At 68.8% G+C, this 23729-nt stretch carries 25 protein-coding genes; 6 read left to right on the plus strand and 19 right to left on the minus strand.

Features of this window, described 5'->3' with window-relative positions; all coding sequences use genetic code 11:
• Positions 1 to 39 precede the first annotated feature (39 nt).
• Complete coding sequence (locus tag V8246_RS07340) at positions 40 to 936, plus strand: hypothetical protein (RefSeq protein WP_336188585.1); 897 nt, start codon at positions 40 to 42, stop codon at positions 934 to 936.
• A gap of 59 nt (positions 937 to 995) precedes the next feature.
• On the opposite strand, the gene V8246_RS07345 is transcribed toward V8246_RS07340, so the two are convergent.
• The 5 genes from V8246_RS07345 to V8246_RS07365 form a co-directional block, all read right to left on the minus strand.
• Positions 996 to 1265 carry a CD225/dispanin family protein gene (locus V8246_RS07345; RefSeq protein WP_162111173.1) on the minus strand — a complete coding sequence of 90 codons (270 nt, stop codon included), beginning with the start codon at positions 1263 to 1265 and terminating at the stop codon, positions 996 to 998.
• A 56-nt stretch (positions 1266 to 1321) separates the two neighbouring features.
• Complete coding sequence (locus V8246_RS07350; RefSeq protein ID WP_336189067.1) at positions 1322 to 1732, minus strand: DUF2752 domain-containing protein; 411 nt, start codon at positions 1730 to 1732, stop codon at positions 1322 to 1324.
• Positions 1732 to 2067 carry a CD225/dispanin family protein gene (locus tag V8246_RS07355; RefSeq protein WP_336188586.1) on the minus strand — a complete coding sequence of 112 codons (336 nt, stop codon included), beginning with the start codon at positions 2065 to 2067 and terminating at the stop codon, positions 1732 to 1734. The genes V8246_RS07350 and V8246_RS07355 overlap by 1 nt, the downstream gene beginning before the upstream one ends.
• Before the next feature lie 43 nt (positions 2068 to 2110).
• Positions 2111 to 2398: a CD225/dispanin family protein gene (locus tag V8246_RS07360; RefSeq protein ID WP_336188587.1), complete on the minus strand. Its 288-nt coding sequence runs from the start codon at positions 2396 to 2398 to the stop codon at positions 2111 to 2113.
• A gap of 116 nt (positions 2399 to 2514) precedes the next feature.
• On the minus strand, positions 2515 to 4413 hold the full coding sequence (locus tag V8246_RS07365) for an MFS transporter (protein ID WP_336188588.1): 1899 nt from the start codon (positions 4411 to 4413) through the stop codon (positions 2515 to 2517).
• Positions 4414 to 4554: 141 nt separating this feature from the next.
• Between V8246_RS07365 and V8246_RS07370 the strand changes: the two genes are divergently transcribed.
• Entirely contained in the window at positions 4555 to 5661 is a 1107-nt protein-coding gene (locus V8246_RS07370) for an NADH:flavin oxidoreductase/NADH oxidase (protein ID WP_336188589.1), read from the plus strand.
• A gap of 3 nt (positions 5662 to 5664) precedes the next feature.
• Here the strand turns inward: V8246_RS07370 and purD are convergent, their stop codons facing one another.
• From purD to prmA, 6 genes are all read right to left on the minus strand, one after another.
• Positions 5665 to 6957 (minus strand): phosphoribosylamine--glycine ligase, encoded by a 1293-nt coding sequence (gene purD, locus V8246_RS07375; protein ID WP_336188590.1) that lies wholly within the window; start codon positions 6955 to 6957, stop codon positions 5665 to 5667.
• A gap of 29 nt (positions 6958 to 6986) precedes the next feature.
• Positions 6987 to 7406, minus strand: coding sequence for a hypothetical protein (locus V8246_RS07380; RefSeq protein WP_336188591.1), 420 nt, complete (start codon positions 7404 to 7406; stop codon positions 6987 to 6989).
• Between the two features lie 122 nt (positions 7407 to 7528).
• A complete protein-coding gene (purH, locus tag V8246_RS07385; protein WP_336188592.1) occupies positions 7529 to 9115 on the minus strand; it encodes a bifunctional phosphoribosylaminoimidazolecarboxamide formyltransferase/IMP cyclohydrolase in 1587 nt (528 codons plus the stop codon).
• 64 nt (positions 9116 to 9179) lie between these two features.
• Positions 9180 to 9452 carry a DNA-binding transcriptional regulator Fis gene (fis, locus tag V8246_RS07390; protein ID WP_336188593.1) on the minus strand — a complete coding sequence of 91 codons (273 nt, stop codon included), beginning with the start codon at positions 9450 to 9452 and terminating at the stop codon, positions 9180 to 9182.
• 119 nt (positions 9453 to 9571) lie between these two features.
• On the minus strand, positions 9572 to 10198 hold the full coding sequence (locus V8246_RS07395) for a DUF3426 domain-containing protein (RefSeq protein WP_336188594.1): 627 nt from the start codon (positions 10196 to 10198) through the stop codon (positions 9572 to 9574).
• Between the two features lie 315 nt (positions 10199 to 10513).
• Entirely contained in the window at positions 10514 to 11428 is a 915-nt protein-coding gene (gene prmA / locus V8246_RS07400) for a 50S ribosomal protein L11 methyltransferase (RefSeq protein ID WP_336188595.1), read from the minus strand.
• Positions 11429 to 11565: 137 nt separating this feature from the next.
• On the opposite strand from prmA, the gene V8246_RS07405 reads away from it, so the two are divergent.
• Both V8246_RS07405 and V8246_RS07410 read left to right on the plus strand, forming a co-directional pair.
• Entirely contained in the window at positions 11566 to 12501 is a 936-nt protein-coding gene (locus tag V8246_RS07405; RefSeq protein ID WP_336188596.1) for a hypothetical protein, read from the plus strand.
• Positions 12498 to 12854: a hypothetical protein gene (locus tag V8246_RS07410; protein ID WP_336188597.1), complete on the plus strand. Its 357-nt coding sequence runs from the start codon at positions 12498 to 12500 to the stop codon at positions 12852 to 12854. The genes V8246_RS07405 and V8246_RS07410 overlap by 4 nt, the downstream gene beginning before the upstream one ends.
• Before the next feature lie 91 nt (positions 12855 to 12945).
• Here V8246_RS07410 and V8246_RS07415 read toward each other — a convergent pair whose 3' ends face one another.
• The 7 genes from V8246_RS07415 to cutA all read right to left on the minus strand — a co-directional run bounded on the left by V8246_RS07415 (position 12946) and on the right by cutA (position 20047).
• Positions 12946 to 14175, minus strand: a complete 1230-nt coding sequence (locus V8246_RS07415) for a hypothetical protein (RefSeq protein ID WP_336188598.1) — start codon at positions 14173 to 14175, stop codon at positions 12946 to 12948.
• A 117-nt stretch (positions 14176 to 14292) separates the two neighbouring features.
• Positions 14293 to 15660, minus strand: coding sequence for an acetyl-CoA carboxylase biotin carboxylase subunit (gene accC, locus V8246_RS07420; RefSeq protein ID WP_245125725.1), 1368 nt, complete (start codon positions 15658 to 15660; stop codon positions 14293 to 14295).
• 10 nt (positions 15661 to 15670) lie between these two features.
• Entirely contained in the window at positions 15671 to 16144 is a 474-nt protein-coding gene (accB, locus tag V8246_RS07425) for an acetyl-CoA carboxylase biotin carboxyl carrier protein (RefSeq protein ID WP_336188599.1), read from the minus strand.
• Between the two features lie 55 nt (positions 16145 to 16199).
• Positions 16200 to 16640, minus strand: a complete 441-nt coding sequence (gene aroQ / locus V8246_RS07430) for a type II 3-dehydroquinate dehydratase (RefSeq protein WP_336188600.1) — start codon at positions 16638 to 16640, stop codon at positions 16200 to 16202.
• 191 nt (positions 16641 to 16831) lie between these two features.
• Complete coding sequence (locus V8246_RS07435; protein ID WP_336188601.1) at positions 16832 to 17425, minus strand: TlpA disulfide reductase family protein; 594 nt, start codon at positions 17423 to 17425, stop codon at positions 16832 to 16834.
• A complete protein-coding gene (locus tag V8246_RS07440; RefSeq protein ID WP_336188602.1) occupies positions 17422 to 19710 on the minus strand; it encodes a protein-disulfide reductase DsbD in 2289 nt (762 codons plus the stop codon). The genes V8246_RS07435 and V8246_RS07440 overlap by 4 nt, the downstream gene beginning before the upstream one ends.
• A gap of 4 nt (positions 19711 to 19714) precedes the next feature.
• Positions 19715 to 20047, minus strand: a complete 333-nt coding sequence (gene cutA, locus V8246_RS07445) for a divalent-cation tolerance protein CutA (protein WP_336188603.1) — start codon at positions 20045 to 20047, stop codon at positions 19715 to 19717.
• Positions 20048 to 20254: 207 nt separating this feature from the next.
• On the opposite strand from cutA, the gene V8246_RS07450 reads away from it, so the two are divergent.
• Entirely contained in the window at positions 20255 to 20548 is a 294-nt protein-coding gene (locus tag V8246_RS07450; RefSeq protein WP_094868220.1) for a co-chaperone GroES, read from the plus strand.
• Positions 20549 to 20683: 135 nt separating this feature from the next.
• Positions 20684 to 22324 carry a chaperonin GroEL gene (gene groL, locus V8246_RS07455; protein WP_162111161.1) on the plus strand — a complete coding sequence of 547 codons (1641 nt, stop codon included), beginning with the start codon at positions 20684 to 20686 and terminating at the stop codon, positions 22322 to 22324.
• Between the two features lie 57 nt (positions 22325 to 22381).
• On the opposite strand, the gene V8246_RS07460 is transcribed toward groL, so the two are convergent.
• On the minus strand, positions 22382 to 23701 hold the full coding sequence (locus tag V8246_RS07460; protein ID WP_336188604.1) for an aminotransferase class V-fold PLP-dependent enzyme: 1320 nt from the start codon (positions 23699 to 23701) through the stop codon (positions 22382 to 22384).
• Positions 23702 to 23729 lie beyond the last annotated feature (28 nt).

Genomic DNA, 23729 nt, shown 5'->3' on the forward strand with positions numbered 1-23729 from the left:
CGGGCGGCGGGACTAGAATCCCCCTGCCGGAGGAACCGCATGTCGATCACGCTTGTCGCTGTCGTGCTCGCGCTGGTGCTGGGCCACGTCGCCCCGTCGCTGGTCGCGGCGTTCCGCCAGTACGGCTGGTACGACGCGTGGCTGCGCTGGTGGGGCGAGGGCGCGCGCGACGGTGCCGGATTCTGGAGCGGCCGTTACGGCATCGCGCTGGCGCTGGCGCCGGTGCTGCTGGTGGTCGCGCTGCTGCAATGGCTGCTGGACGGGCCGCTGTACGGGCTGCCGGGCCTGCTGTTCGATGTGGTGGTGCTGGTGTATGCCTGGGGTCCGCGCGATCTCGACGTGGATGTGGAAGCGATCATCGACGCGCACGATGCGCCCACGCGGCGCGCCGCCATCGCGCGGCTGGGCCTGACCGGCGAAGCGGCGGCGCTGGACGGTCCGGCGCTGGTCGAAGCGGTGTTCGCCAATGCCTTGCGCCGCTGGTTCGGGGTGCTGTTCTGGTTCCTGCTGCTGGGTCCGGTGGGGGCCCTGCTCTATCGCCTGTCCGCGCTGGCTGTCGACGGCGAGTCGGCGACCGGACTGCCGGAACAGACCCGCGTGGGCGCACGCGCACTGGTCACTGCGCTGGACTGGCCCGTGGCCCAGCTGATGACGCTGGCGATGGCGCTGGTGGGCAACTTCGACACCGTGTTCTCGGCCTGGCGCGAAGCGGGCGGCACGCGGTTCCGTCTGGATACCGGCTTTCTGGGAAGCGCCGCACGCGCCAGCGTACGCGGCGAGCTGGCGGAAGAAGCCGAGGAATACGCCGAGGAGGGGATGGTGCAGGCCATGCGCGAACTGCCCGAACTGCGCGACGCGATGAGCCTGGTGTGGCGCATCCTGCTGCTGTGGCTGGCGGTGCTGGCGGTGTTCGTGATCGGCGGCTGGGTCGGCTGATCCGGGGTATGAAAAAGCCCGCCGGAGCGGGCCTTTCCATCGCAGGCTGTGCTGCCCGGTTACTGCGAGAGCGCCGCCATGCCGCCCATCGCGAAGATGAAGATGATGTAGAGCACGACCAGGGACACGCCGGCGATCGCCGACCACATGGCCCACTTCTTCGCCTTGTCGGAGGCTTCCTGCGCGCCCGCGACGTCGCCGGCGGCCAGCTTGCCGTTGACCTGCGCGGCGAACACGATCGAGACGATGCCCAGCGGTAGGCAGCAGAACAGCGTGGACAGGATCGCCCACACAAGATTGTTGGGCACGTAGGACGAGGTGGTGTTCAAGCGAAGGTTCTCCGGGTGGATGGAGTGGAAGGAAGAGGGGGGGCGCCGCGCGCTGCTCAGCCCGGGGCCAGCATCGAGAAGGGGAACCAGGGCAGGTTGCGCGCGATCCAGTACGCCGGCAGCAGGATCAGCCAGAACCGCGGTGCCAGCAGGATGCGCATCACGGGCTCCAGCGTGCGCGGGCGCCAGCCCTGTCCGTGCGCGATCATCATGGGGATGGCCGGCAGCAGCAGCATGGCGAGCGGATTCATCGCGAACGCGCGCGCCAGATCGCCATGGACCAGCGCATGCAGCGCGCGGGTCAGCCCGCAGCCGACGCAGAAATAGCCGGTCAGCGCGCGGAACATGCAGCCGGGGAACGGGCTGTGGGCCGCGTTCGGATCGAATTCCCGCAACAGCCAGACGCCGACGGCGGCCGCAAGGGCCGCCGCCGTCAGTGCCAGATAGTGCGGAGTGCGCAGTGCGATCACTGCGACTGCTGGATCTGTTCCATCATCATCATGTACTGCTCCATGCCGCCGGTGGCGAACATGGCGATGTTGATCAGCAGGCCGATGATGGCGAACGCCGTGGCGACCCAGCACCAGGTCTTGGCATTGGCCGACGCGCGCTGCGCGCCTTCCAGGTCGCCCTGGTTGAGCTTGCTGTTGACCTGCGTGGAGAACACGATGGCGACGATGCCGATCAGGCCGAGCGGACAGCACAGGCAGGTGGCCAGCACCGTGGACACGATGGCCCACGCCAGGTGATTGGGCACGTTGCCCGGTGCGGTGGTCGGAGGCATGGGAGGTACGGCGCTCATGCAGGCGTTCCTTGTAAGGAGTGGAGAGATCGTGCGAGCCGGCTTACACGCCGCTCAGGCCGCCCAATAGTGCCAGACCGCCGAATAAAAAGAACCACAGCGCGATCAGGATGGGGGCGATCAGCGCCGAGGCGATGGCCCAGTTCAACGCCTTGCGCGAGGCCTCCTGTGCGCCGGCCAGATCGCCTGCGGCGCGCTTGCCATCCACCTGCGCGGCGAACACGATGGAGACGATGCCCAGCGGAAGGCAGCAGAACAGCGTGCTGAGGATGGCCCACACCAGATGGTTGGGAACGTAGGGGCCTGGCGTGACGGGCGGGACTGCGCTCATGACGGTTCTCTTGCGGCGGGAAGACGGACGGGGACGTCCACCGCAGGCGGCAGGCACGTGTTGCGAACGAGGATCCCCGCGGACAGCCTAGCCGGGATGGCGGCCGGGTGGAAGCATCAGGCCGCGTCGCCGCGCAGCGCACGCACGCGGGCCTCCAGCACATCGGCGGTGGCCGTCGCGCCGTCCATCGGCTCGCCCGCCATCACCTCCACGTGTGCACGGAAGCGGCGCGGCACGCGCATGCGGCCCAGGCGCGTATCGCGCCGGCTCCACATGCTGGTCCACATCCCCTTGAGAGCCATCGGCACCACCGGCACCGGGCGGCGTTCCAGGATCTTCTCCACGCCGGACTTGAACGCGGCGATCTCGCCGTCCTTCGTCAGCGCGCCTTCGGGGAAGATGCCCACGATCTCGCCCGCCGCCAGCGCCGCGTCGATCTCCTCGAACGCGCGGCGCATCAGCGCCGGATCCTCCTTCGCGCCGGCGATGGGAATCGCCTTGGCGGTGCGGAAGATCCAGCTCATCACCGGGATGTTGAAGATCCTGTAGTACATGACGAATCGCACCGGACGCGGGATGGTGGCGGCCAGGATCAGCGCGTCCATGTAGCTGACGTGGTTGCACACGATCAGCGCCGGGCCCTCGTCCGGTACGTTCTTCTCGATGCCGTGCAGGCGCAGCCGGTACAGCGTGCGCACCAGCAGCCAGCTGAGGAAGCGCATCAGGAACTCGGGCACGATCGTGAAGATCCAGATCGCCACCACAGCGTTGGCGATCGCCAGCGCCAGGAACATCTGCGGGCTGCTCCAGCCCAGCCCGCGCTGCAGGGCCAGGCCGGCCAGCGCGGCCAGCACGATGAAGCCCGAGTTCTGGATGTTCAGCGCGGCGAACACACGCGCCATCTGCGAGGGGTGCGTGCGGCTCTGGATCAACGCGAACAGCGGCACCACGAAGATGCCGGTGAACAGGCCGATCCCCAGCAGATCCACGATGAGGCGCGCGCTGCCGGGCTGGCGCAGGAACTGCGCCAGGTCCAGCCCGTCCGCGGGCGCCAGGCCGGGTCGCGCGAAGTAAAGGTCCAGCAGAAACGCGCTCATGCCGAACGCGCCCACCGGCACCAGACCGATCTCGACCGTGCGGCCGGACAGCTTTTCGCACAGCAGCGAACCCACGCCGGTGCCGATGGAGAACAGTGCCAGCGCGAACACGTACAGCGTGGCCGAATCGGCCGGCCCGCCCAGGTGGAGCTGTGCGTAGGTCGGCAGCTGCGAGGTCAGCAGGGTGCCGAAGAACCAGAACCACGACACGCCCAGGATTGCGTTGCGCACGGCCAGTTGCTGCTTGGCCATGCGCAGCACGGCCAGCGACTCGGGGATCGGATTCCAGTGCACCTTCAGGTCGGGCGCGCCCGCGTCCATGCGCGGGATCATCCGCGACAGCACGTTGCCCAGCACCGCGAGCAGCACGATGGCAATGGCGGCGGCCTGCGGGCCATGCGCGCCGGCCACCTGGAAGATCATGCCGCCGGCGATCATGCCGCACAGGATCGAAATGGAGGTGCCCATCTCGACCAGGCCGTTGCCGCCGGTCAGTTCCTCCGGCTTGAGGATCGCCGGCAGCACCGAATATTTCACCGGCCCGAACAGCGTGGACTGCACGCCGGTGCAGAACAGCGCCACCAGCAACACAGGCAGGTTCTGCAGCAGGAAGCCCACGGCCGCCAGCGACATGATCACGATCTCCATGGTGGTGGTGATCACGATCAGCCGCTGCTTCTCCAGCTTCTCGGCGATCTGGCCGGCGATGGCGGAGAACAGGAAGTACGGCAGGATGAAGATGGCGGGCGCCACGATGGCGTACAGCGCGCGGTCCTCGGTGCTCGCGCCCAGGAAGATCAGCAGGCCGATGATGGCTTGCCGGTACACGTTGTCGTTGAAGGCGCCCAGGGCCTGGACGGTGAAGTAAGGCAGGAACCGCCGTTGTGTCAGCAGCGAGAACTGGCTGTAGCCGGACATGCGCCCTCCGTGGGTTGCGCGCAGCCTAGCAAATCGCGGTGACGCTGCCAGCCGGCGCGCCCGACAGTGTTCCGTTTGCGGCGTTGATGCCGCCCGGTGGCGGGCGGATAGTGGCGCCCCCCACGTCTTGATGTCCCTGCCATGAGCCTGCTGTTCTCGCCGCTCGATCTCGGGCCGCTGCGCCTGTCCAACCGCATCGTCATCGCGCCGATGTGCCAGTACTCCGCGGAGGAGGGGCGGGCCACCGACTGGCACGCCTTCCACTGGCCCAATCTCGCCCAGTCCGGCGCCGGGCTGACGATCGTCGAGGCCACCGCGGTGTTGCCGGAGGGCCGCATCAGCTGGGCGGATCTGGGCCTGTGGGACGACGCCACCGAGGCCGCGTTCGCCCGCGCGCTGGCGGCGACGCGCCGCTATTCGACGATGCCGCTGGGCGTGCAGCTGGCGCACGCGGGGCGCAAGGCGTCCTCGCATCGTCCGTGGGAACACGGCGGCACGCAGATCGCGCCGGAAGCGCCGCATGGCTGGCAGACGGTGTCGGTATCGCCGCTTCCCTACAGCGCAGGCCAGCATCCGCCGCTCGCGCTGGACCAGGCCGGTATCGACGCCGTCATCGCCGCCTTCGCCGCGAGCGCGCGCCGCGCGGCACGCCTGGGCCTGGACCTGATCGAGATCCATGCCGCGCACGGCTATCTGCTGCACCAGTTCCTGTCGCCGTTGAGCAACCAGCGCGACGACGCCTACGGCGGTTCGCTGGAGAACCGCATGCGCCTGCTGCTGCAGGTGTTCGATGCGGTGAAGGCCGCGGTGCCCGCCTCGATGGCGGTCGGCGTGCGCATCTCCGCCACCGACTGGGTCGACGGCGGCTGGGATCTGGCGCAGAGCCTCGTGCTGGCGAAGGCGCTGGAGGTGCGCGGCAGCCACTTCATCCACGTGTCCAGCGGCGGCCTGCATCCCGCGCAGAAGATCGAACTGGCGCCCGGCTACCAGGTGCCGTTCGCCGAGGCGATCAAGCGCGAGGTGGATACGCCGGTGATCGCCGTCGGCCTGATCACTACGCCGCAGCAGGCGGAAGGCATCCTGCAGCAGTCGCAGGCCGATGCGATCGGCATCGCCCGCGGCATCCTCTACGACCCGCGCTGGCCATGGCATGCCGCGGCCGCGCTGGGCGAGCGGATCGCCATCGCGCCGCAGTACCTGCGCAGCGCGCCGCGCGAGCACGCGGCGAGCTTCGTGCAGGCCCAGTAAGGTTCAGGCGCCCGCGCGTTCGCGCGCGATCGCGCGCCAGCCGATGTCGGTGCGGTGGAACTCATTCGTCCACCGCACCTGCGCGACGCCCGCGTACGCATTGCGCTGCGCATCGGAGACCGATTCGCCCAGCGCGGCCACGCACAGCACGCGCCCGCCGGCGCTGACGACGCGGCCCTCCGCATCCAGTGCCGTGCCGGCATGGAAGACCTTGGCCGTCGTCGGCACGTCATCCAGCCCGACGATCACGTCGCCGGTGCGCGGCGTGTCCGGGTACGGCGCGGCGGCCATCACCACGCCCAGCGACGGGCGCGGGTCCCACTGCGCCTGGATCGTGTCGAGCCTGCCGTCGATCGCCGCCTCCACCAGATCCACCAGGTCGGACTGCAGGCGCAGCATCACCGGCTGCGTTTCCGGATCGCCGAAGCGCACGTTGAACTCGATGACCTTCGGCGCACCGCGGGCATCGATCATCAGGCCGGCATACAGGAAGCCGGTGAATGGCACGCCGTCGGCGATCATGCCCTGCACGGTGGGGTTCACCACCTCGCGCATCACGCGGGCGTGCACCTCGGGCGTCACCACCGGCGCGGGCGAGTAAGCGCCCATGCCGCCGGTGTTGGGGCCGGTGTCGCCGTCGCCGACGCGCTTGTGGTCCTGGCTGGTGGCCATCGGCAGCGCGGTGGCGCCATCGACCATGCTGATGAAGCTCGCTTCCTCGCCTTCGAGGAACTCCTCGATCACCACGCGCGCGCCGGCATCGCCGAAGGCGTTGCCCGACAGCATGTCGCGCACGGCGGCCTCGGCTTCGCCCAGCGTCATCGCCACGATCACGCCCTTGCCCGCCGCCAGGCCATCGGCCTTCACGACGATCGGCGCGCCTTTCTCGCGGATGTAGGCCAGCGCCGCGTCGACCTCGGTATGCACGGCATAGAAGGCGGTGGGAATACCATGGCGTGCCAGGAAGTCCTTGGCGAAGGCCTTGCTGCCCTCCAGCTGCGCGGCAGCGGCGGTGGGGCCGAAGATGCGCTGGCCCGCCAGGCGGAAACAGTCCACCACGCCGGCCACCAGCGGCACTTCCGGACCGACCACGGTCAGGCCCACGCCCTCATCCTGCGCCAGCGCCAGCAAGCCCTCGATATCAGTGACCTTGATCGCGACGTTGCGGCATTTCGTCTCCGTCGCCGTGCCCGCATTGCCGGGCGCGACGATCACCTCGTCCACGCGCGGCGACTGCGCCAGTTTCCATGCCAGGGCGTGTTCGCGACCGCCGGAACCGATGACCAGGACTTTCAAGGGGCATTCCTCATGCAGGGATGGCGCGATCACGCCGGCGGCGCCGGGCACTCGCTTACGGGAAGTTCGGTTTCGAAGAACAGCGTGTCGTGGCGGTCGACGAAGCGTCGCACCAGCACCGCGTCGGTGCCCCGCAGCGGCTGGATGGCCGGCAGTTCGCACAGCGATGCCATCTGCTGCTGCTCGCTCTGACGCAGGGCGTCGAATCCAGGCGCTTGGCGGGTCTTGTCCGCACTGCCCGTGGGGCTGCGGACCAGCAGCACCAGACGGTTGCCTTCGACCGACACCGATTCGGTCACCAGATCCTCGAAGTAGGGCGCGGGCAGGGTGCGTGCAAGGGTGTCGCGTGCCTGCTGCAGGGCGCGCCGCGTGTCCTGACAGCCGGTCATTGCGGACAGGCTGGCCAGCAGCACCAGCAGGGCGGGATACCGTCGCTTCGTCATGGGCATGCGTGCTCCGGCAAGGATCGGACGATAGTGAATGCGTCGTGGCAGGCGACCGCCGCGTCGGTGGCGCGACGGATCGCGTCATGGTCGTTGCGGGTCTCGGCGCGGATCCGCATGGCGGTCGGTCAGTGGCGGAAGTGGCGCACGCCGGTGAACACCATGGCGATGCCGTGTTCGTCGGCGGCGGCGATCACTTCGCTGTCGCGCATGGAGCCGCCCGGCTGGATGACGGCCTTGATGCCGGCCGCGGCGGCGGCATCGATGCCGTCGCGGAACGGGAAGAACGCGTCGCTGGCCATCACCGAGCCTTCCACCACCAGGTTCGCGTCGGCGGCCTTGATGCCGGCGATGCGCGCCGAGTACACGCGGCTCATCTGGCCTGCGCCGACGCCGATGGTACGGTGGTCCTTCGCGTAGACGATGGCGTTGGACTTCACGAACTTGGCCACCTTCCATGCGAACAGCAAGTCGTCGAACTGCGCCTGCGTCGGCGCGAGCTTGGTCACCACCTTCAGTTCGTCGCGCGTCACCACGCGGTCGTCGGCGGTCTGCATCAGCATGCCCGAGCCCACGCGCTTGGTGTCGATGAAGCCGCGCGAGGCCGGGGCGAGCGGGATGCGCAGCACGCGCACGTTGGCCTTCTTGGCGGCGTAATCGAGCGCGGCCGGTTCGTAATCCGGCGCGATCAGCACCTCGACGAACTGACGGTCCAGGACGACCTTCGCCGTGGCCGCGTCCAGCGTGCGGTTGAAGGCGATGATGCCGCCGAAGGCGCTGGTCGGGTCGGTGGCGTAGGCCAGTTCGTAAGCGTCGCCGCAGGCCACGCCGACGGCCACGCCGCAGGGATTGGCGTGCTTGACGATCACGCAGGCCGGCGCATCGAACTGGCGCACGCATTCCCAGGCCGCATCGCTGTCGGCGATGTTGTTGTAGCTCAGCTCCTTCCCCTGCAGCTGGGTGAACGTGGCCAGCGATCCTGGCGCGGGATACAGGTCGCGGTAGAACGCGGCCTGCTGATGCGGGTTTTCGCCGTAGCGCAGGTCCATCACCTTGACGAAGTTGCCGTTGGCCTGCGCGGCGAACGCGGCGCGCGCCGGTACGTCGCCCGAGGGGTCGGTGACGGAGGACAGATAGGTGCTGATCGCCGCGTCGTATTGGGCCACGCGGTTGAACGCGGCCACCGACAGCGCGAAACGCGTGGCCGCCGTCAGCGCGCCGCCGTTCGCGTCGAGCTGGGCCACCAGGTCCGCGTACTGCGAGGGATCGGTGGCCACCGCCACGCGCGCGAAATTCTTCGCGGCCGAGCGCAGCATCGCCGGCCCGCCGATGTCGATGTTCTCCACCGCATCGGCCAGGGTGCAGCCGGCCTTGGCCGTGACGGCTTCGAACGGATACAGGTTCAGCACCAGCAGGTCGATCGCGCCGATGCCATGCTCGGCCATGACCGCATCGTCCACGCCGGCGCGGCCCAGAAGGCCCCCGTGCACCTTCGGGTGCAGCGTCTTGACGCGCCCGTCCATCATTTCCGGGAATCCCGTGACCTCGGCGACATCGCGCACGGCCAGGCCGGCGTCACGCAATGTCTTGGCGGTACCGCCCGTGGACAGCAGTTCCACGCCATGGCGCGCCAGCGCGTGGGCCAGGTCGAGCAGGCCGGTCTTGTCGGAAACGGACAGCAGCGCCCGTCGCACGGGCAGGAGATCGAGGGTCATGAGCGGGGTGGTGCGGAGCGGGGCGCGGATTATAACGCGCCGCAGCAACCGGTCCCGGGGACCTTCAGGCCAGCCCGTAGTCCTTGAGCTTCTTGCGCAGCGTGGCGCGGTGGATGCCCAGCATGGCCGCGGCGCGGCTCTGGTTGCCGTCGCAGTGGTTCAGCACTTCCACGAACAGCGGGATCTCCATCTCGCGCAACACGATCTCGTAGACGTCATCGGCTTCGCAGCCGTCGAGATCGCGCAGGTAGCGTCGCACCGACTGGGCGACATGCTCGCGCAGCGGTGGACGCGCAGTGGCGCGTGGCGTGTCCTGGCGGGTGGAGGCAGCGTTCAATCGGATCCCCTGGCGCAACAGAAGCAGATGTCCGCCATGTGCTTGTGGGTATGCGGCGGGGGGAGGAGTCTAGCGCCTGATCGCGGTGCGCGCATCCGCTTTTTGATGAATCGGGGGCCTTAACGGAAGTCGAAGGAGAACGCGACGACGTTCGCGCTGGGTTCGCGGATGCGCACCGCCATCTGCGCGCTCTGCCCCGGGCCGATCGGGACCGGCCGCTCGTCGCGCGGCAGGTAATCGTCCGGTTGCAGCGCACGTGCGCCCAGCGTGCGGCCATCGGCGTCCTTGAGCGTCAGCAGGATCACCGGCCAGGCCTGCGCCCAGCGTGCATCGTTGCGGAACGTGGCCTGCGCCTGCAGCGTGCCGGGCTGGCCCAGGATCGGGCGCACGTCGCGACTGAGCATGGTGAAGGCGGTCGGTTCGCGCCAGGTGGGCACATCGCAGCGGAACGCACCGCACAGCGCCATCACCAGGGGGCGCCAGGTCGCCTGCGTCGCCAGTCGCGCACGGTCGGCCAGCACGATCTGCACGCACAGCAACACGGTCAGCGCGATGACCGCTGCCCATTGCCGGCGTGCCTTTCGCGTCTGCACCGACGTGGTGCGCGCAGCGTGCAGGAAGCGGGGGGCGGTGGTCCTGCGCGCAGGACCGGGCGCCGGCTGAGGCGTGATGTCCGCCGTCGCGGCCGGATGTGCACCGGCACGCACGCTGTCCTCGCCTGACGTGGTGTCGTCGACCTGCGGCACTGCTTCCGGGATATCCCTCGGCGCGACGTCCGCATCCGCGGGCGGTGGGTCCGCCGCGCCGGATGCGTCCTCCTGTCGCGGCGGCGGGCTGGTTGCCACCGGGTGGAGGAAGACCGCCAGACTGGGCGATCGGCCACCGGCGGGGGCGTCGGCGGTCAGGGTGGCGCCACAGTGCGGGCACGGCGCGGGCGATGCATCGTGCTGGGGTTCCGGATCGACAGGGCGTTGGCACTGCGGGCAGGAGATCGGCATGGGCCTATTCAACCATGCGCGCGCAGGGGCGTGTTGCGACGCTGGGCGTGGCCCGCCCGCACCTCAGCGACGGACGCCGTCGATGCGCATCCAGTCGCCCTCGCGAGCGGCGGAGAGTTCATCGAACCAGGGCGCATAGCGCACGAGCAATTCGTCTTCCTGTCCCTTCAGGATGCCGGACAGGGCAATGCGGCCGCCGGGCGCGACGCGTGCGGCAAGCCGTTCCGCCAATGCATCGAGGGCCGAGGCCAGGATGTTCGCCACCACCACCGGATAGGTCGTTACCGGTTCGTCGTCGGGCAGATACACGCTGAAATCCGCGTCCACCGCGTTGCGCTGCGCGTTGTCCGCGCTGGCCAGCAAGGCCTGCGGGTCGTTGTCCACGCCCACCGCCTTGGCTGCGCCCAGCTTGAGTGCGGCCAGCGCCAGGATGCCGGAGCCGCAGCCGAAATCCAGTACGTGCCGGCCCTGCAGCAGGCCATCGGCGGCCAGTGCATCCAGCCAGCGCAGGCACAGCGCGGTGGTCGGATGCGTGCCGGAACCGAATGCCAGTCCGGGGTCCAGCCGCACGATGGCCGCATCGTCGCCGGCATCGGAGGGCACGTCGTGATTCCACGGCACGATGAAAGTACGCGCACCGAAGCGCATGGGCTGGAACTGATCCAGCCATGCGCGTTCCCAATCCTCGTCCTCGACCTTGCGGAAACCGACCTGCGTCCAGTCCAGGCCCGGGTCGAAGGCCTCCAGCGCGGCGAGCAGGGTCAAGGCATCGGCGTCGGCGTCGAACAGGGCGGTCAGTACCAGCGCTTTCCACAGCGGCGTCTCACCCACGCCCGGCTCCAGGATGGCGCGCTCGTTGCCGGTGTCGGCATCGGCATCCAGCAGCGTGACCGACAGCGCACCGACATCCTCCAGGGCGGTCTCGTAGCGCGGCTGCTCGACTTCGGTGCAGCGCAGGGAGAGTTCCAGATAGGGCATGCGGGGTACGAAAGACGTGGACAGGCGGCGATTGTCTCATGCGCCTTCCGCACCCGGGGCGACGAAAGGCGGGATGGGGCGCGCAGGCGTGCGCGCGGCGCGTTGAAAGGCCTGGACCCTGCCGGGATAATGGCTTTGTGCCCCGGAAGCTGCTGATGCCGATGATGCTGGTGGGCCTGCTGGGCGCGCTGGCGTGGATGCCGCTGCGCCAGGCGGGCCCGTTGCCGTCGGCATTCTCCACCGCGCCCGCTGCCGCGGCCGATAGCGGGGTTGCCGCCGATGCGCCGCCTGTCGCCGAGGTGAGGCGGCGTCCTCTCGCCCTGCGCGCGACGCCTGCGCTGTCCCCGCTGAGGCGCGCGTTCGAAGAAAGCGCCGACCTGTTCGCCTACTCGCGCGAGCTGATGGTGCTGGCTTCGGCCGGCGATGCCGATGCCATGTGGCTGCTCAGCCTGGTGCACGACTATTGTGCCGGCTATGCGGCAGATCCGGCCGGCTACGCGCAGGACACGCGCGTGATCCAGCGTCTCGGTCTGTCCGGCGGTGCGGCCATGCTGTCCGCGCGCCAGCGCGTGCAGCAGCGCTGCGCACGTTTCGTGCCGCAGGATGGTTTCTCGTTGCCGATGATCGTCCACCAGCGTACGCAGGCGGCGCGCGCGGGCAGCCTGGCCGCCGAGGCCGCGCTGCTGGCGATGCAGCATCCGCTGGAAGACGGCGACGACTACCGCCGCGACCTGGTGCAGCGGGTGCTCGATTCCGGCGATCCGTTCGCCTTCGTCGCCATCGCGCCCGCGATGGGCAGCGCGGGCGGTGCGTATCGCGACACGCTGGGCGAAGTCTCCGGCAGCGAGTTGAGCGAGATCGCGTGGCGCATTGCCTCGTGCAGGCTGGGCATGGACTGCAGCCCGGATGGATCGATGATGACGAACTATTGCGTCAACGGGGGCATCTGCTCGCAGGACGCATCGCATGATTTCAGCAGCTTCGCACGGGACGCCGGCATTCCCCGCCAGGGCGAGGACAACGTGGAAGAGATGGTGGGGACCTTGCTGTCCCGCACGGGAGTCGAAGGATGAAATACAAGCGCACGCGACCGGGGAGCAATCTGCTGGTCTGGAGCCTGGTGGCGGTGGCCTACGCGGCTGCGGCGGCCACCCTCGTCATCGAAACGCGGGACCCCGAGTACCGCGATCTGTCGCGGATCGGGCACATGACGGTCCACGCCCCGGAAGACGCCCGCCGCCTGGGGGCCGCGCAGGTCGCCGCGCTGTACCGCGCGCGCAGCGGCACGCCGTTCTCCACGCTCTCGCCCGGCAGCACCATCAAGGTGGTATGGCCCGACGGTTCGGCCGAGACGGTGCGCATCACCGACCCGTCTTCGCCGCTGGGCGTGGAGCCGGTGCCGGGCACCCAGCAGGCGCCGCAATAGCGCGCGACGCGCAGCACGCACAGGGCGGGAACACGCAGGGGCCGGGAGGCGCACTCCAGCCCCTTGTCGTTTCCGCCGCGATGGGTCGGTGTCAGCCGCCGATCAAACCCTTCAGCAGGCTGCGCAACGGCTTCTTCTGTTCCTGTGGCTGCGCTTGGCTGTCGTCCTCCATCTCCTGCATCCGCGACAGGTCCATGCCCAGCATCGCGCTGCCCGTGGATTTGGTGCGCACGCGCACGTTCCATTCCGGATTCCACGGTTGCTTGGGGTCCGACGGCCTGGGCGGCCAGGCGATGTGGCTCTCGGGACCGTAGGCGATGATGCTGAGCAGTCCGCCGCCGCCCTCGCGCCCCGCTTCACCGGGGCCGGCGAAGATGCCCTTCGGTATGGCGCACTGGGTGGCGGTGCGGGGCAGCAGTACCTTTTCCTTCGTCCAGCGTTCGATCAGCGAGCCGGTCAGGTAGTCGAAGATGCCCTGTCCTGCATCGGGCACGTCCGCGCTGCTCCACAACACCACGTCCTTGCCCTGGGTGCCGACCGCATGGAGGAAGTACGCCTGTGCGCGATCGACGGGCGCCCAGCGCCACGTCTGTCCGTCGGCGAGTGAACCGGTGCTCTGCAGGTCGATCTTCGGCATGAAGTCGGCGACCTGCTTCAGCTCGAACGCCAGCGATTCGGGTATGCCCGGCCCGGTGATCCGGTGCGCGCCCTGCAGCGATGCGCCATCGGGCACGCGCTTGCCGGACTTCGGATTCGGCCACAGGGCGTAGGCGGGGTCGGCTTCTATGTCGCGATCCGGCGCGTAGCGGCCCTGCATCGACCCGCTCACCTCCACCTTGCCGCCACTGGCGCTGATGCTGATGATCTTCGGCTGCCCCGGGCGCACGGTGCTGCTGCACCCCCAGTAGACCAGCAGGCGGGCCTGGCCCTCGGGCGGTGCGTACTCGCCGCGGCGCTCGGGCGGTGCGGGCGTGCGCACCGGCGGCACCAACGGCAGCGATGCGCCCAGGCGCAACCCGGCGGGAATGCGCTGTTCGGCTTGCTTGCCGGGATGGGGGCGGTTGTACAGCGCGATGTCGAGGTATTGTCCCGTCATCATCGGCATCCGCGTCTGTCCGTAGTGCGCCTGCTGCGCACCGCCACCCGTCATGCGCGAGGCCATGCCGCCGAGCGGGCCGAGGTCGGGCATGCCGGCCATGTGATGGGTGGCCACGTCGATCCAGACCTGCGTGGGCGGACCGGCGGAGGGGGCACTGGCGGCGGGGGCGGCCGCGATGACGGTGGCGAGGGCCAGAAACAGGGGGCGGGGCAGGGGACGCATCGTGCGTTCTCGTCGGGGGTCCGCTTCCTCCAACGCCGGAGCGGTGCCCCGCCGGACACGCGCCCCGCCCAGCTTTCGACACAGGCGGCCCCGCGGCGGACGCGGGGCCGTGGCGTATCAGACCAGCGAGATCGCCTTGTTCTTGCGCTCGGCCAGACGCTTTTCCAGGTAGTGGATGTTCTGGCCGCCGGCCTGGAAGCCCTGGTCGCGCATGATGCGCTGCTGCAGCGGGATGTTGGTCTTGATGCCGTCGATGACCATTTCGCTGAGCGCCACGCGCATGCGCGCGATCGCCGTTTCGCGGTCGGGTCCGTGCACGATCAGCTTGGCGATCATCGAATCGTAGTTCGGCGGCACGCGGTAGCCTTCGTAGATGTGCGTGTCCACGCGCACGCCCGGTCCGCCCGGCGGATGGAAGTGCTGGATCAGGCCCGGGTGCGGCATGAAGGTATCCGGGTCTTCGGCGTTGATGCGGCACTCGATCGCGTGGCCGCGCAGCACGATGTCGGACTGCTTGATGCTCAGCTTGTGGCCGGCCGCGATGCGCAGCTGTTCGCAGACCAGGTCGATGCCGGTGATGCGTTCGGTGACCGGATGCTCCACCTGGATGCGGGTGTTCATCTCGATGAAGTAGAAGCGGCCGTCCTCGAACAGGAACTCGAAGGTGCCCGCACCGCGATAACCGATGCGGATGCACGCTTCCACGCAGACCTTGCCTATCTCGTTGCGCAGCTCCTCGGTGATGCCGGGTGCCGGCGCTTCCTCCACCACCTTCTGGTGGCGGCGCTGCATCGAGCAGTCGCGTTCGCCCAGGTGGATGGCGTTACCCTGGCCGTCGGCCAGCACCTGGATCTCCACGTGGCGCGGATTCTCCAGGAACTTCTCCATGTAGACCTCGCCGTTGCCGAATGCCGCCTTGGCCTCGGACTTGGTGGTCTCGATGGCCGCCTTCAGCGCGCCTTCGACATGCACCACGCGCATGCCGCGGCCACCGCCACCGCCTGCGGCCTTGATGATCACCGGGTAGCCGATCTCGCGCGCGATCTTGGTATTGGCGACGATATCGTCGCCCAGCGGACCACCGCTGCCGGGCACGCACGGCACGCCGGCGGCCTGCATGGCGCGGATCGCCTCCACCTTGTCGCCCATCATGCGGATGGTGTCGGCCTTGGGGCCGATGAAGATGAAGCCGGACTGTTCCACGCGCTCGGCGAAGTCGGCGTTCTCCGACAGGAAGCCGTAGCCGGGATGGATGGCCTGGGCGTCGGTGACCTCGGCCGCGGCGATGATCGCCGGGATGTTGAGGTAGCTGTCCTTGGACGCAGCCGGGCCGATGCAGACCGACTCGTCGGCCATGGCCACGTGCTTGAGGTTGCGGTCGACGGTGGAGTGCACCGCGACCGTGCGGATGCCGAGGGTGTGGCAGGCGCGCAGGATGCGCAGCGCGATCTCACCCCGGTTGGCGATAACGACCTTGTCCAGCATGGTGCGGACCTCAGCCGATCACGAACAGAGGCTGATCGAACTCGATCGGCTGGCCGCTCTCGGCCAGGATCGACAGCACCGTGCCGGACACGTCGGCTTCGATGGGGTTGAACATCTTCATCGCCTCGATGATGGCCAGCGTCTCGCCGGCCTTCACCGCTTGGCCGACGCTGACGAAGGCCGGCTTGTCCGGTGCCGGCGAGGCGTAGAACGTGCCGACCATCGGCGCGCGCACCACGTGGCCGTCGGGCAGGGCGTTGCCGGGTTTGGCGCTGCCGCCGGTGGAGGCTTCGGTGGGCGAGCTCATCGGCATTGGCGCGGCCGGGCGCGGCTCGGCATACGCGACCGGTGCCGCGGGCGCCGCATAGCCACCCTTCGGCGTGCGCGCCAGGCGCACGGACTCTTCGCCCTCCTTGATCTCGATTTCGGCCAGGTTCGACTCTTCCAGCAGGTCGATCAGTTTCTTGATTTTGCGGAGATCCATGGGAGCCTCGTGGTTGAACGGTGTTCCGCATGCGGAACAAGACAAAAGGGAGGGGTCAAGCGGGCAGCCGTTGCAGGGCGGCGTCCAGTGCGTAGCGGTAGCTGTCGGCGCCGAAGCCGCACACCACGCCGACCGCCTTGTCGCTGAAATAGCTGGTGTGGCGGAACGGCTCCCGGCTGTGCGGGTTGGACAGGTGGATTTCGATGAAGGGCAACGCCACGCCGGCCAGTGCGTCGCGGATGGCGACCGAGGTGTGGGTGAAGGCGGCCGGGTTGATCAGGATGAAGGCCGTGCCGTCGGTGCGGGCGGCCTGGATGCGGTCGACCAGGGCGTGCTCGGCATTGGACTGGAAGCTGTCCAGCTGGTGGCCGGCGGCCTGGGCCTGTGCCGCCAGGGACCGGTCGATGTCCGCCAGCGTCGCCTGGCCATAGACCTCCGGCTCGCGGGTGCCGAGCAGATTGAGGTTGGGGCCATGCAGGACCAGCAGCTTCGCCATTGGCGTCTCCAGCGGAAGGGCGGCAGTCTGCTTGAACCCGGCGATGCTGTCCAGTTCGCCGAAGTTTGCTTCGTTTTAAGCGATTGTTTGATTTTGTGGCCTGTGGTGGCCATCGGGATCTGCCGTGGTGGCGCGGATCCGTCGATCAGGGAGAGGGGGATCGGCGCGTGCGCGCGGTTGGACGGAGATGGCTACTCCACCCAGCCGCTGATCTCGCCGGGCTTGAAGGGGCCGATCTTCTGCCGCGCGATACGTCCATCGGCATCCACCAGCACGGTGTAGGGCAATACGCCCTTGGCATTGCCCAGCCAGACGCTCGCATCGGCGGGGCCGGGTGCATCCAGCAGGATCGGATAGCGCACCGGCACCCTGGCGATGAAATCACGTACGCCGTCCGGCGTATCCAGCGCAAGACCGATCACCTGCACGCCCTCGCGGCCCTGGGTCGCCGCGAAACGGTCCAGCTCGGGCATCTCCTCGATGCACGGTCCGCACCAGCTCGCCCACACGTTGATCAGCAGCCGCCTGCCGGCGTAGCGCGTGCGCAGGTCGACGATGGCGCCGTCCAATCCGGGAAGCGCGATGGCCGGCATGGGGTCGCCGATGCCGGCGGGCGTGACGCCGGGCGGGGGCGCGGGCGCGCTGGCGTTCGTGGCCGCGTGCAGGGCGCGCTCGCCGACTCGCGTGCGCCAGAAGGGATTGCCGTTGAGCCACAGGCTGGCCAGCAGGCCCAGGCCGCCGGCGGCCACCGCCACCAGCAGCACGCGCGAGGTCGTCGCCTTCATCGCGCGGCGCGCTCGAAGGCCCGACGCATGCCGTCCTGCGTGAGGACGGTCGGCAGTACTTCCCCGGCGCCACCGCCGCGCGGGTACATCACGTACAGCGGCACGCCGACCGCACCGTGCGCCTCGAGGAAGGCGGTGATCGCAGGGTCCACGTTGGTCCAGTCGCCGGTCATCATCACCGCGTCATGGGACGCCAGCAGTTCGCGGAAGGCCGGCGTATCGAGTACGGCCTTTTCGTTGGCCTTGCAGGTGACGCACCAGTCGGCGGTCATGTCGACGAACACGATGCGACCCTCCGCACGCAACGCCGCCAGCCGTTCGGCCGAATAGGCCACGTGGCCTTCGGACGTCGGGGCCGCCGCGATCTCCTTCGGCAGTCGATGCAGCATCGCCAGCGGCACCAGCGCGGCGACCGCCAGTGCCAGCGCCAGCGCGCGCTGCCACGGCGCAGCGACGAAGCGCGCGCGCTGGAACCACCAAAGCCCCAGCGCCAGCAGCACCAGGCCCACCAGCGCCAACCCCACGGCGTCGATGCCGCGCTGCTTGCCCAGCACCCACAGCAGCCAGACCGCCGTCAGGTACATGGGGAAGGCCAGCGCCTGCTTCAGCGTGGCCATCCATGCACCGGGACGCGGCAGGCGGCTCGCCAGCGCCGGCACGAAACCGATCAGCAGGAACGGCAGGGCGAGCCCCAGGCCGAGTACCGCAAACACCAGCAGCGCCAGCGGCGTGGGCGCGGTGAACGCATACGCCAGCGCCACGCCCATGAAGGGCGCCGTGCACGGGCTGGCCACGACCACCGCCAGCACGCCGGTGAAGAAGTCGCCGACCGGGCCGCGACGCGATGCCAGCCCATGACCGGTTCCCGCCAGTCGATGCCCGATCGCGAACACGCCCGACAGGCTCAAGCCCACCGCGAACATCACGTACGCGAGCAGCCCGACCACCCACGGCTGCTGCAGCTGGAAACCCCAGCCCAGCGCCTGGCCCGCCGCCCGCAGTGCGATGGCCAACGCGCCGACGGCGACGAAACTGACCAGCACGCCGGCCGTGTACCAGAGCGCGCGCCGACGCGCATCGCCGCCCTCGCGCCCGCTTTCGGCCAGCGACAGCGCCTTCAGCGACAGGATCGGCAACACGCAGGGCATCAGGTTGAGGATCAGGCCTCCGATCAACGCAAGTGCCAGCGCGACGAGCAGCGAGGAGGTGCCGCGCGGGTTGCGGGCCAGCACCTCTTCGGGCGGGCGCGTGCGTTCGACATCGGGCGCGAGGGAGGCTGCCGACGTGGTCGTATCCGGCGCGGCGTCGTCGACCGGAGTCGTCGCGGTCGGCAGCGGCGCCACGGTGGCGGGCGCGGGCGTGTCAGGCATGCTGGCGGGCGTGACCGTCCCGGACGGAATCGCCAGCTTCACCCGCCGCGTCATCGGCGGATAGCAGATGCCGTCGGTCTGGCAGCCCTGGAACGTCACCCGCAGCGTCGCGGTCACCGCGTCGGCCCGGTCGCGCTTCAGCGGCACCGGCACTTCGGCCTGGTCGAAGTAGACGACGACGTCGCCGAAATGCTCATCGCGGTGCGCCTTGCCTTTCGGCCAGCGCGGCGCCTGCAGCGAGACGCCCTGCGCGCCCTCCAACGCCATCGAGGTGCGGTCGCGGTAGACGTAATAGCCGCGCGCGGGGGTGAAGCGCAGCAGCAACTGGTTACCGTCGAAGGCGATGGCCTCGAAGGCGAATGCCTGGTCCTCTGGCAACGGCAATGCGTCCATGCCGGCCTGCGGCGTCTGGCCCAGCAGGTTGCCGGCAAGCGCGCCGCCGCGCAGCGGGACGAAGGCGTCGCCTGCCGCGGGCGGCAGCGCCACCTTCAGCGTGCGCGTCTGCGGCGGATAGCAGATGCCGGCATCCGCGCAGCCCTGGTACTTGATCTTCAGGCTGACGCTGTCGGTGCCCGATGCGGGTCGGCCGGGCAGGGGGGCGACCAGTTCGCCGCGATAGGTTTCCACATCGCCGAAGAACTCGTCGCGGTACGCCTTGCCCTTGGGCAGTTGCAGCGGCTGCGCGGCGAAGCCCGCGTCGGCCTCCACGCCGGTGCGGTGCCGGTACAGGTAGTAGCCGTCGGTGATCTTCCAACGCACCTCGATGCGGTCGCGCGTCGGTGCGCTGGCCGTCAGCACGAAAGCTTCGTCCACCGGCAGCAGGTCGTCCTGGGTGATCGCGGCCGAGGCGGCGGGTGCCAGCAGCGAGGCCAGGAACAGCAGCAGGAAGGCGGGCAGGGTGCGGATCGGCGTCATCGGGTCACTCGGGTGAGGCGTCGGTGCGGGTTTCCGCGGTCACCCAGTCCAGATAGGCGGGCAGGCCGGCGGCGGTTTCGACCGCCAGGATCTCCGGCAGTTCATACGGATGCAGTTCGGCCAGCCGGGCCATCAGGGCGTCGCGCCGGTCGGCCGGGGTCTTGGCCAGCAGCTGGACCTCGGTCGCCTGTTCCACCCGGCCCTGCCAGCGGTAGGTCGACACCCCGGCGGGCAACAGGCTGACGCAGGCCGCCAGGCGCTCCTCCACCAGGATCCGCGCCAGCCGCTGGGCGGTGTCGGCGTCCGGGCAGGTGGACAGGATGAGGAAGACGGGCATGGGCCGCCGATTATCGCAGACCCGCCGGAGCCGCCCCCGGGCAAAAAAATTTTCCCGGAGGGGCTTGAAAGCGGTCGCGCCCCGCCCAACATCGGACGGCATCCGGCGTTGCCGGGTTTTTGCGTCCGCGTCGTTGGCAGTCTCCGGTGGAGACTGCTAACATCGCCGCCCCTTTCCTAGTCCAATCAATCACTTAAGAGGATTGACATGAGCAACATCAAGCCGCTGTACGACCGCCTGGTGGTCAAGCCGATCGAAGCCGAAGAAACCTCGCTCGGCGGCATCATCATCCCCGACGCCGCCAAGGAAAAGCCCACCAAGGGTGAAGTCATCGCCGTCGGCGAGGGCAAGTTCATCGACGCCACCGGTGGCGTGCGCGCCCCGAAGGTGAAGGTGGGCGACAAGGTGATCTACGGTCAGTACTCCGGTTCGGCCTACAAGCAGGACGGCGTCGAGTACAAGATCATCAAGGAAGACGACGTCCTCGCGATCCTCGGCTGAGTGCGCGGGAATCGGGAGGCGGGAATGGGGAATCGTTGAAGCGGTTCTCCCTGGTCCCCGCCTCCGATCCCCAGACGACGCGCTCGCTTTCGACGATTCCCGATTCTCAATTCCCCATTCCCGGAGTTTCAGACAATGGCTGCAAAAGATATCCGTTTCGGTGAAGACGCCCGTACGCGCATGGTGCGCGGCGTGAACATCCTCGCCAATGCCGTCAAGGCCACCCTCGGCCCGAAGGGCCGCAATGTCGTGCTCGAGAAGAGCTTCGGCGCCCCGACCATCACCAAGGACGGCGTGTCCGTCGCCAAGGAAATCGAACTGGCCGACAAGTTCGAGAACATGGGCGCGCAGATGGTGAAGGAAGTCGCTTCCAAGACTTCCGACAACGCCGGTGACGGCACCACCACCGCCACCGTGCTGGCGCAGGCGTTCATCCGCGAAGGCTCCAAGGCCGTCGCCGCCGGCATGAACCCGATGGACCTCAAGCGCGGTATCGACCAGGCCGTGAAGGCTGCCGTCGAAGAGCTGAAGAAGCTCTCCAAGCCGACCGCCGACGACAAGGCGATCGCCCAGGTCGGCACCATCTCGGCCAACTCCGACAGCAACATCGGCGACATCATCGCCGAGGCCATGAAGAAGGTCGGCAAGGAAGGCGTGATCACCGTCGAGGAAGGCTCGGGCCTGGAGAACGAGCTGGACGTGGTCGAGGGCATGCAGTTCGACCGCGGCTACCTGTCGCCTTACTTCATCAACAACCAGCAGTCGCAGCAGGTCGAATTCGACGACCCCTTCATCCTGATCCACGACAAGAAGGTCTCCAACGTCCGCGAACTGCTGCCGGTGCTGGAAGGCGTCGCCAAGGCCGGCAAGCCGCTGCTGATCGTGGCCGAGGAAGTGGAAGGCGAAGCCCTGGCCACCCTGGTGGTCAACACCATCCGCGGCATCGTCAAGGTCGCCGCCGTCAAGGCGCCGGGCTTCGGTGACCGCCGCAAGGCCATCCTGGAAGACATCGCCACGCTGACCAACGGCACGGTGATCTCCGAGGAAGTCGGCCTGCAGCTGGAGAAGGCCACCATCAACGACCTGGGTCGTGCGAAGAAGGTCGTGGTCTCGAAGGAGAACACCACCATCATCGACGGCGCCGGCGATGCCGAGCGCATCCAGTCGCGCATCAAGCAGATCAAGGCGCAGATCGAGGAGACCTCCTCCGACTACGACCGCGAGAAGCTGCAGGAACGCGTGGCCAAGCTGGCCGGCGGCGTGGCCGTGATCAAGGTCGGTGCCTCGACCGAAATCGAAATGAAGGAAAAGAAGGCCCGCGTCGAAGACGCCCTGCACGCCACGCGTGCGGCCGTCGAGGAAGGCGTGGTCCCGGGCGGCGGCGTCGCCCTGATCCGCGCGCTGCAGAGCATCGGCACCCTGAAGGGCGCCAACGAAGACCAGAACCACGGCATCCAGATCGCCCTGCGCGCGATGGAAGCCCCGCTGCGCGAGATCGTCACCAATGCCGGCGAAGAGCCGTCGGTGATCGTCAACCGCGTCAAGGAAGGTTCGGGCAACTTCGGCTACAACGCCGCCAACGGCGAGTTCGGCGACATGATCGAGTTCGGCATCCTGGACCCGACCAAGGTCACGCGCTCCGCGCTGCAGAACGCCGCCTCGATCGCGGGCCTGATGATCACCACCGAAGCGATGGTGGCCGAGGCCCCGAAGAAGGACGAGCCGGCGATGCCGGCCGGCGGTGGCATGGGCGGCATGGGCGGCATGGACTTCTAAGTCCGCTTCCCGCGTCACCGTTCCAAGAAGGGCCCCGCAGCGATGCGGGGCTTTTCGTTATCCGTTCCCCGCGATCTCACGCACCGCGCGCAAGGCCTCATCGACCTCAGCGGGCGTGTTCACCAGGCTGGGCGCCAGCCGCGCGTAGCTGACGGCATACGGACTGGTGCTGGCGACGATGCGGCGTGCGAGCAGCTGCTTCACGATGTCGGTGGGCGATACGCCGTCGATCTCGAACGCCACCAATCCTGCGGACAACGCGGCGGCGCGCGGCGTATGCATCTTCACCTTCGGCAGACGGGCCAGGCCCTGCTTCAGTTGATCGTTCATCGCAGTGATGCGCGCCGCCACGCGCGGGCGCTGCATCTGCCGATGCATGCGGAAAGCTGCCGCCATCGCCCACTGGTGCTCAAAGGCATGGAAGCCGCCGGGCGTCATCCGCGCCGCATTGGCGGGACCCGAAGGCGGACGATCTTCTGCCCAGGCCTTGTAGCTTTCCAGTTCGGTGAAGTTGGGCACCAGCGGCTGCAGGCGCGCCCAGTTCGCCGCATTCGCCCATACCAGGCCGGTGCCGCGCGGCGCGAACATCCACTTGTGTGTGCCGGCGCAGAAATAGTCCGCGCCCATCGTGGCAACCGTCTCGTCCGTGGCGCCCAGGCCATGCACGCCATCGACCACGAGCAGTGGCGGTGAAGGCAGGCCGCGCAGCATCGCCGCGATCTCGCGGATCGGCAGGCGGATGCCGGTGCTGGAATGCACCCAGGTGATACCGACCACGCGCGTGGCGGGCCGTATCGCCGCCTTCAGGTTGCCGACGATCTCATCGACGCTGGCCGTGGCGGAGGATGCGAACAGCGCGATCTTCCGCATCGATGCGTTAGCGCGCGTGGTCGCCAGGCGGATGGATTCGTGGTGCGAATAGTGGTCGTGGACCGTAGTCAGCACCTCATCGCCGGCCTTCAGCGGCAGGCCGTGGTAGACCAGCGCGAGACCTTCGGTCGTGCTCCGCGTCAGGGAGACCTCCACTGCCTCTCCACCCAGGTAGTCCGCCGCCTCGGTGCAGACCTGTAACGGCAGGTTGTGCGCGTCGTCCTCGAACATCGCCCGTTCGACCACCAGGAACGGGTTCGCATCCATCGCGCGTCGATAGCCCTCGAGCGCTTCGCGCACCGGCGTCGGGTGGCTGGCGATGAAGAACGAGGCGAAGTGCAGGTAGGCCGGATCAAGTGCGAACTGCGCGCGTACCGCCTCCCAGTCGGACAGGTCGGGCAGGGTGGAGGTCTGCGCGGCCACGGCGGCGAGCAGCGGGCCGGGCAGCAGGGCCGTGGCGGCGAGGGTGGCCGGCGCGGCGAGCAGGTGTCGGCGGGACAGGGCCATGGTGCACCGGTACCGGTGGCGTCGCGGG

Origin of the sequence: Pseudoxanthomonas sp. F11 (genome assembly GCF_037046485.1) — a bacterium.
GTDB lineage: Bacteria > Pseudomonadota > Gammaproteobacteria > Xanthomonadales > Xanthomonadaceae > Pseudoxanthomonas_A.

Bases quoted from the DNA above. Each gene is read 5' to 3' on its own strand.
- V8246_RS07340 (WP_336188585.1), top strand. From the start codon at position 40: ATGTCGATCACGCTTGTCGCTGTCGTGCTCGCGCTGGTGCTGGGCCAC.
- V8246_RS07355 (WP_336188586.1), bottom strand. From the start codon at position 2,067: ATGAGCGCCGTACCTCCCATGCCTCCGACCACCGCACCGGGCAACGTG.
- V8246_RS07360 (WP_336188587.1), bottom strand. From the start codon at position 2,398: ATGAGCGCAGTCCCGCCCGTCACGCCAGGCCCCTACGTTCCCAACCAT.
- V8246_RS07365 (WP_336188588.1), bottom strand. From the start codon at position 4,413: ATGTCCGGCTACAGCCAGTTCTCGCTGCTGACACAACGGCGGTTCCTG.
- V8246_RS07370 (WP_336188589.1), top strand. From the start codon at position 4,555: ATGAGCCTGCTGTTCTCGCCGCTCGATCTCGGGCCGCTGCGCCTGTCC.
- V8246_RS07380 (WP_336188591.1), bottom strand. From the start codon at position 7,406: ATGCCCATGACGAAGCGACGGTATCCCGCCCTGCTGGTGCTGCTGGCC.
- purH (WP_336188592.1), bottom strand. From the start codon at position 9,115: ATGACCCTCGATCTCCTGCCCGTGCGACGGGCGCTGCTGTCCGTTTCC.
- prmA (WP_336188595.1), bottom strand. From the start codon at position 11,428: ATGCCCTATCTGGAACTCTCCCTGCGCTGCACCGAAGTCGAGCAGCCG.
- V8246_RS07410 (WP_336188597.1), top strand. From the start codon at position 12,498: ATGAAATACAAGCGCACGCGACCGGGGAGCAATCTGCTGGTCTGGAGC.
- V8246_RS07415 (WP_336188598.1), bottom strand. From the start codon at position 14,175: ATGCGTCCCCTGCCCCGCCCCCTGTTTCTGGCCCTCGCCACCGTCATC.
- accC (WP_245125725.1), bottom strand. From the start codon at position 15,660: ATGCTGGACAAGGTCGTTATCGCCAACCGGGGTGAGATCGCGCTGCGC.
- accB (WP_336188599.1), bottom strand. From the start codon at position 16,144: ATGGATCTCCGCAAAATCAAGAAACTGATCGACCTGCTGGAAGAGTCG.
- aroQ (WP_336188600.1), bottom strand. From the start codon at position 16,640: ATGGCGAAGCTGCTGGTCCTGCATGGCCCCAACCTCAATCTGCTCGGC.
- V8246_RS07435 (WP_336188601.1), bottom strand. From the start codon at position 17,425: ATGAAGGCGACGACCTCGCGCGTGCTGCTGGTGGCGGTGGCCGCCGGC.
- V8246_RS07440 (WP_336188602.1), bottom strand. From the start codon at position 19,710: ATGACGCCGATCCGCACCCTGCCCGCCTTCCTGCTGCTGTTCCTGGCC.
- cutA (WP_336188603.1), bottom strand. From the start codon at position 20,047: ATGCCCGTCTTCCTCATCCTGTCCACCTGCCCGGACGCCGACACCGCC.
- V8246_RS07450 (WP_094868220.1), top strand. From the start codon at position 20,255: ATGAGCAACATCAAGCCGCTGTACGACCGCCTGGTGGTCAAGCCGATC.
- groL (WP_162111161.1), top strand. From the start codon at position 20,684: ATGGCTGCAAAAGATATCCGTTTCGGTGAAGACGCCCGTACGCGCATG.
- V8246_RS07460 (WP_336188604.1), bottom strand. From the start codon at position 23,701: ATGGCCCTGTCCCGCCGACACCTGCTCGCCGCGCCGGCCACCCTCGCC.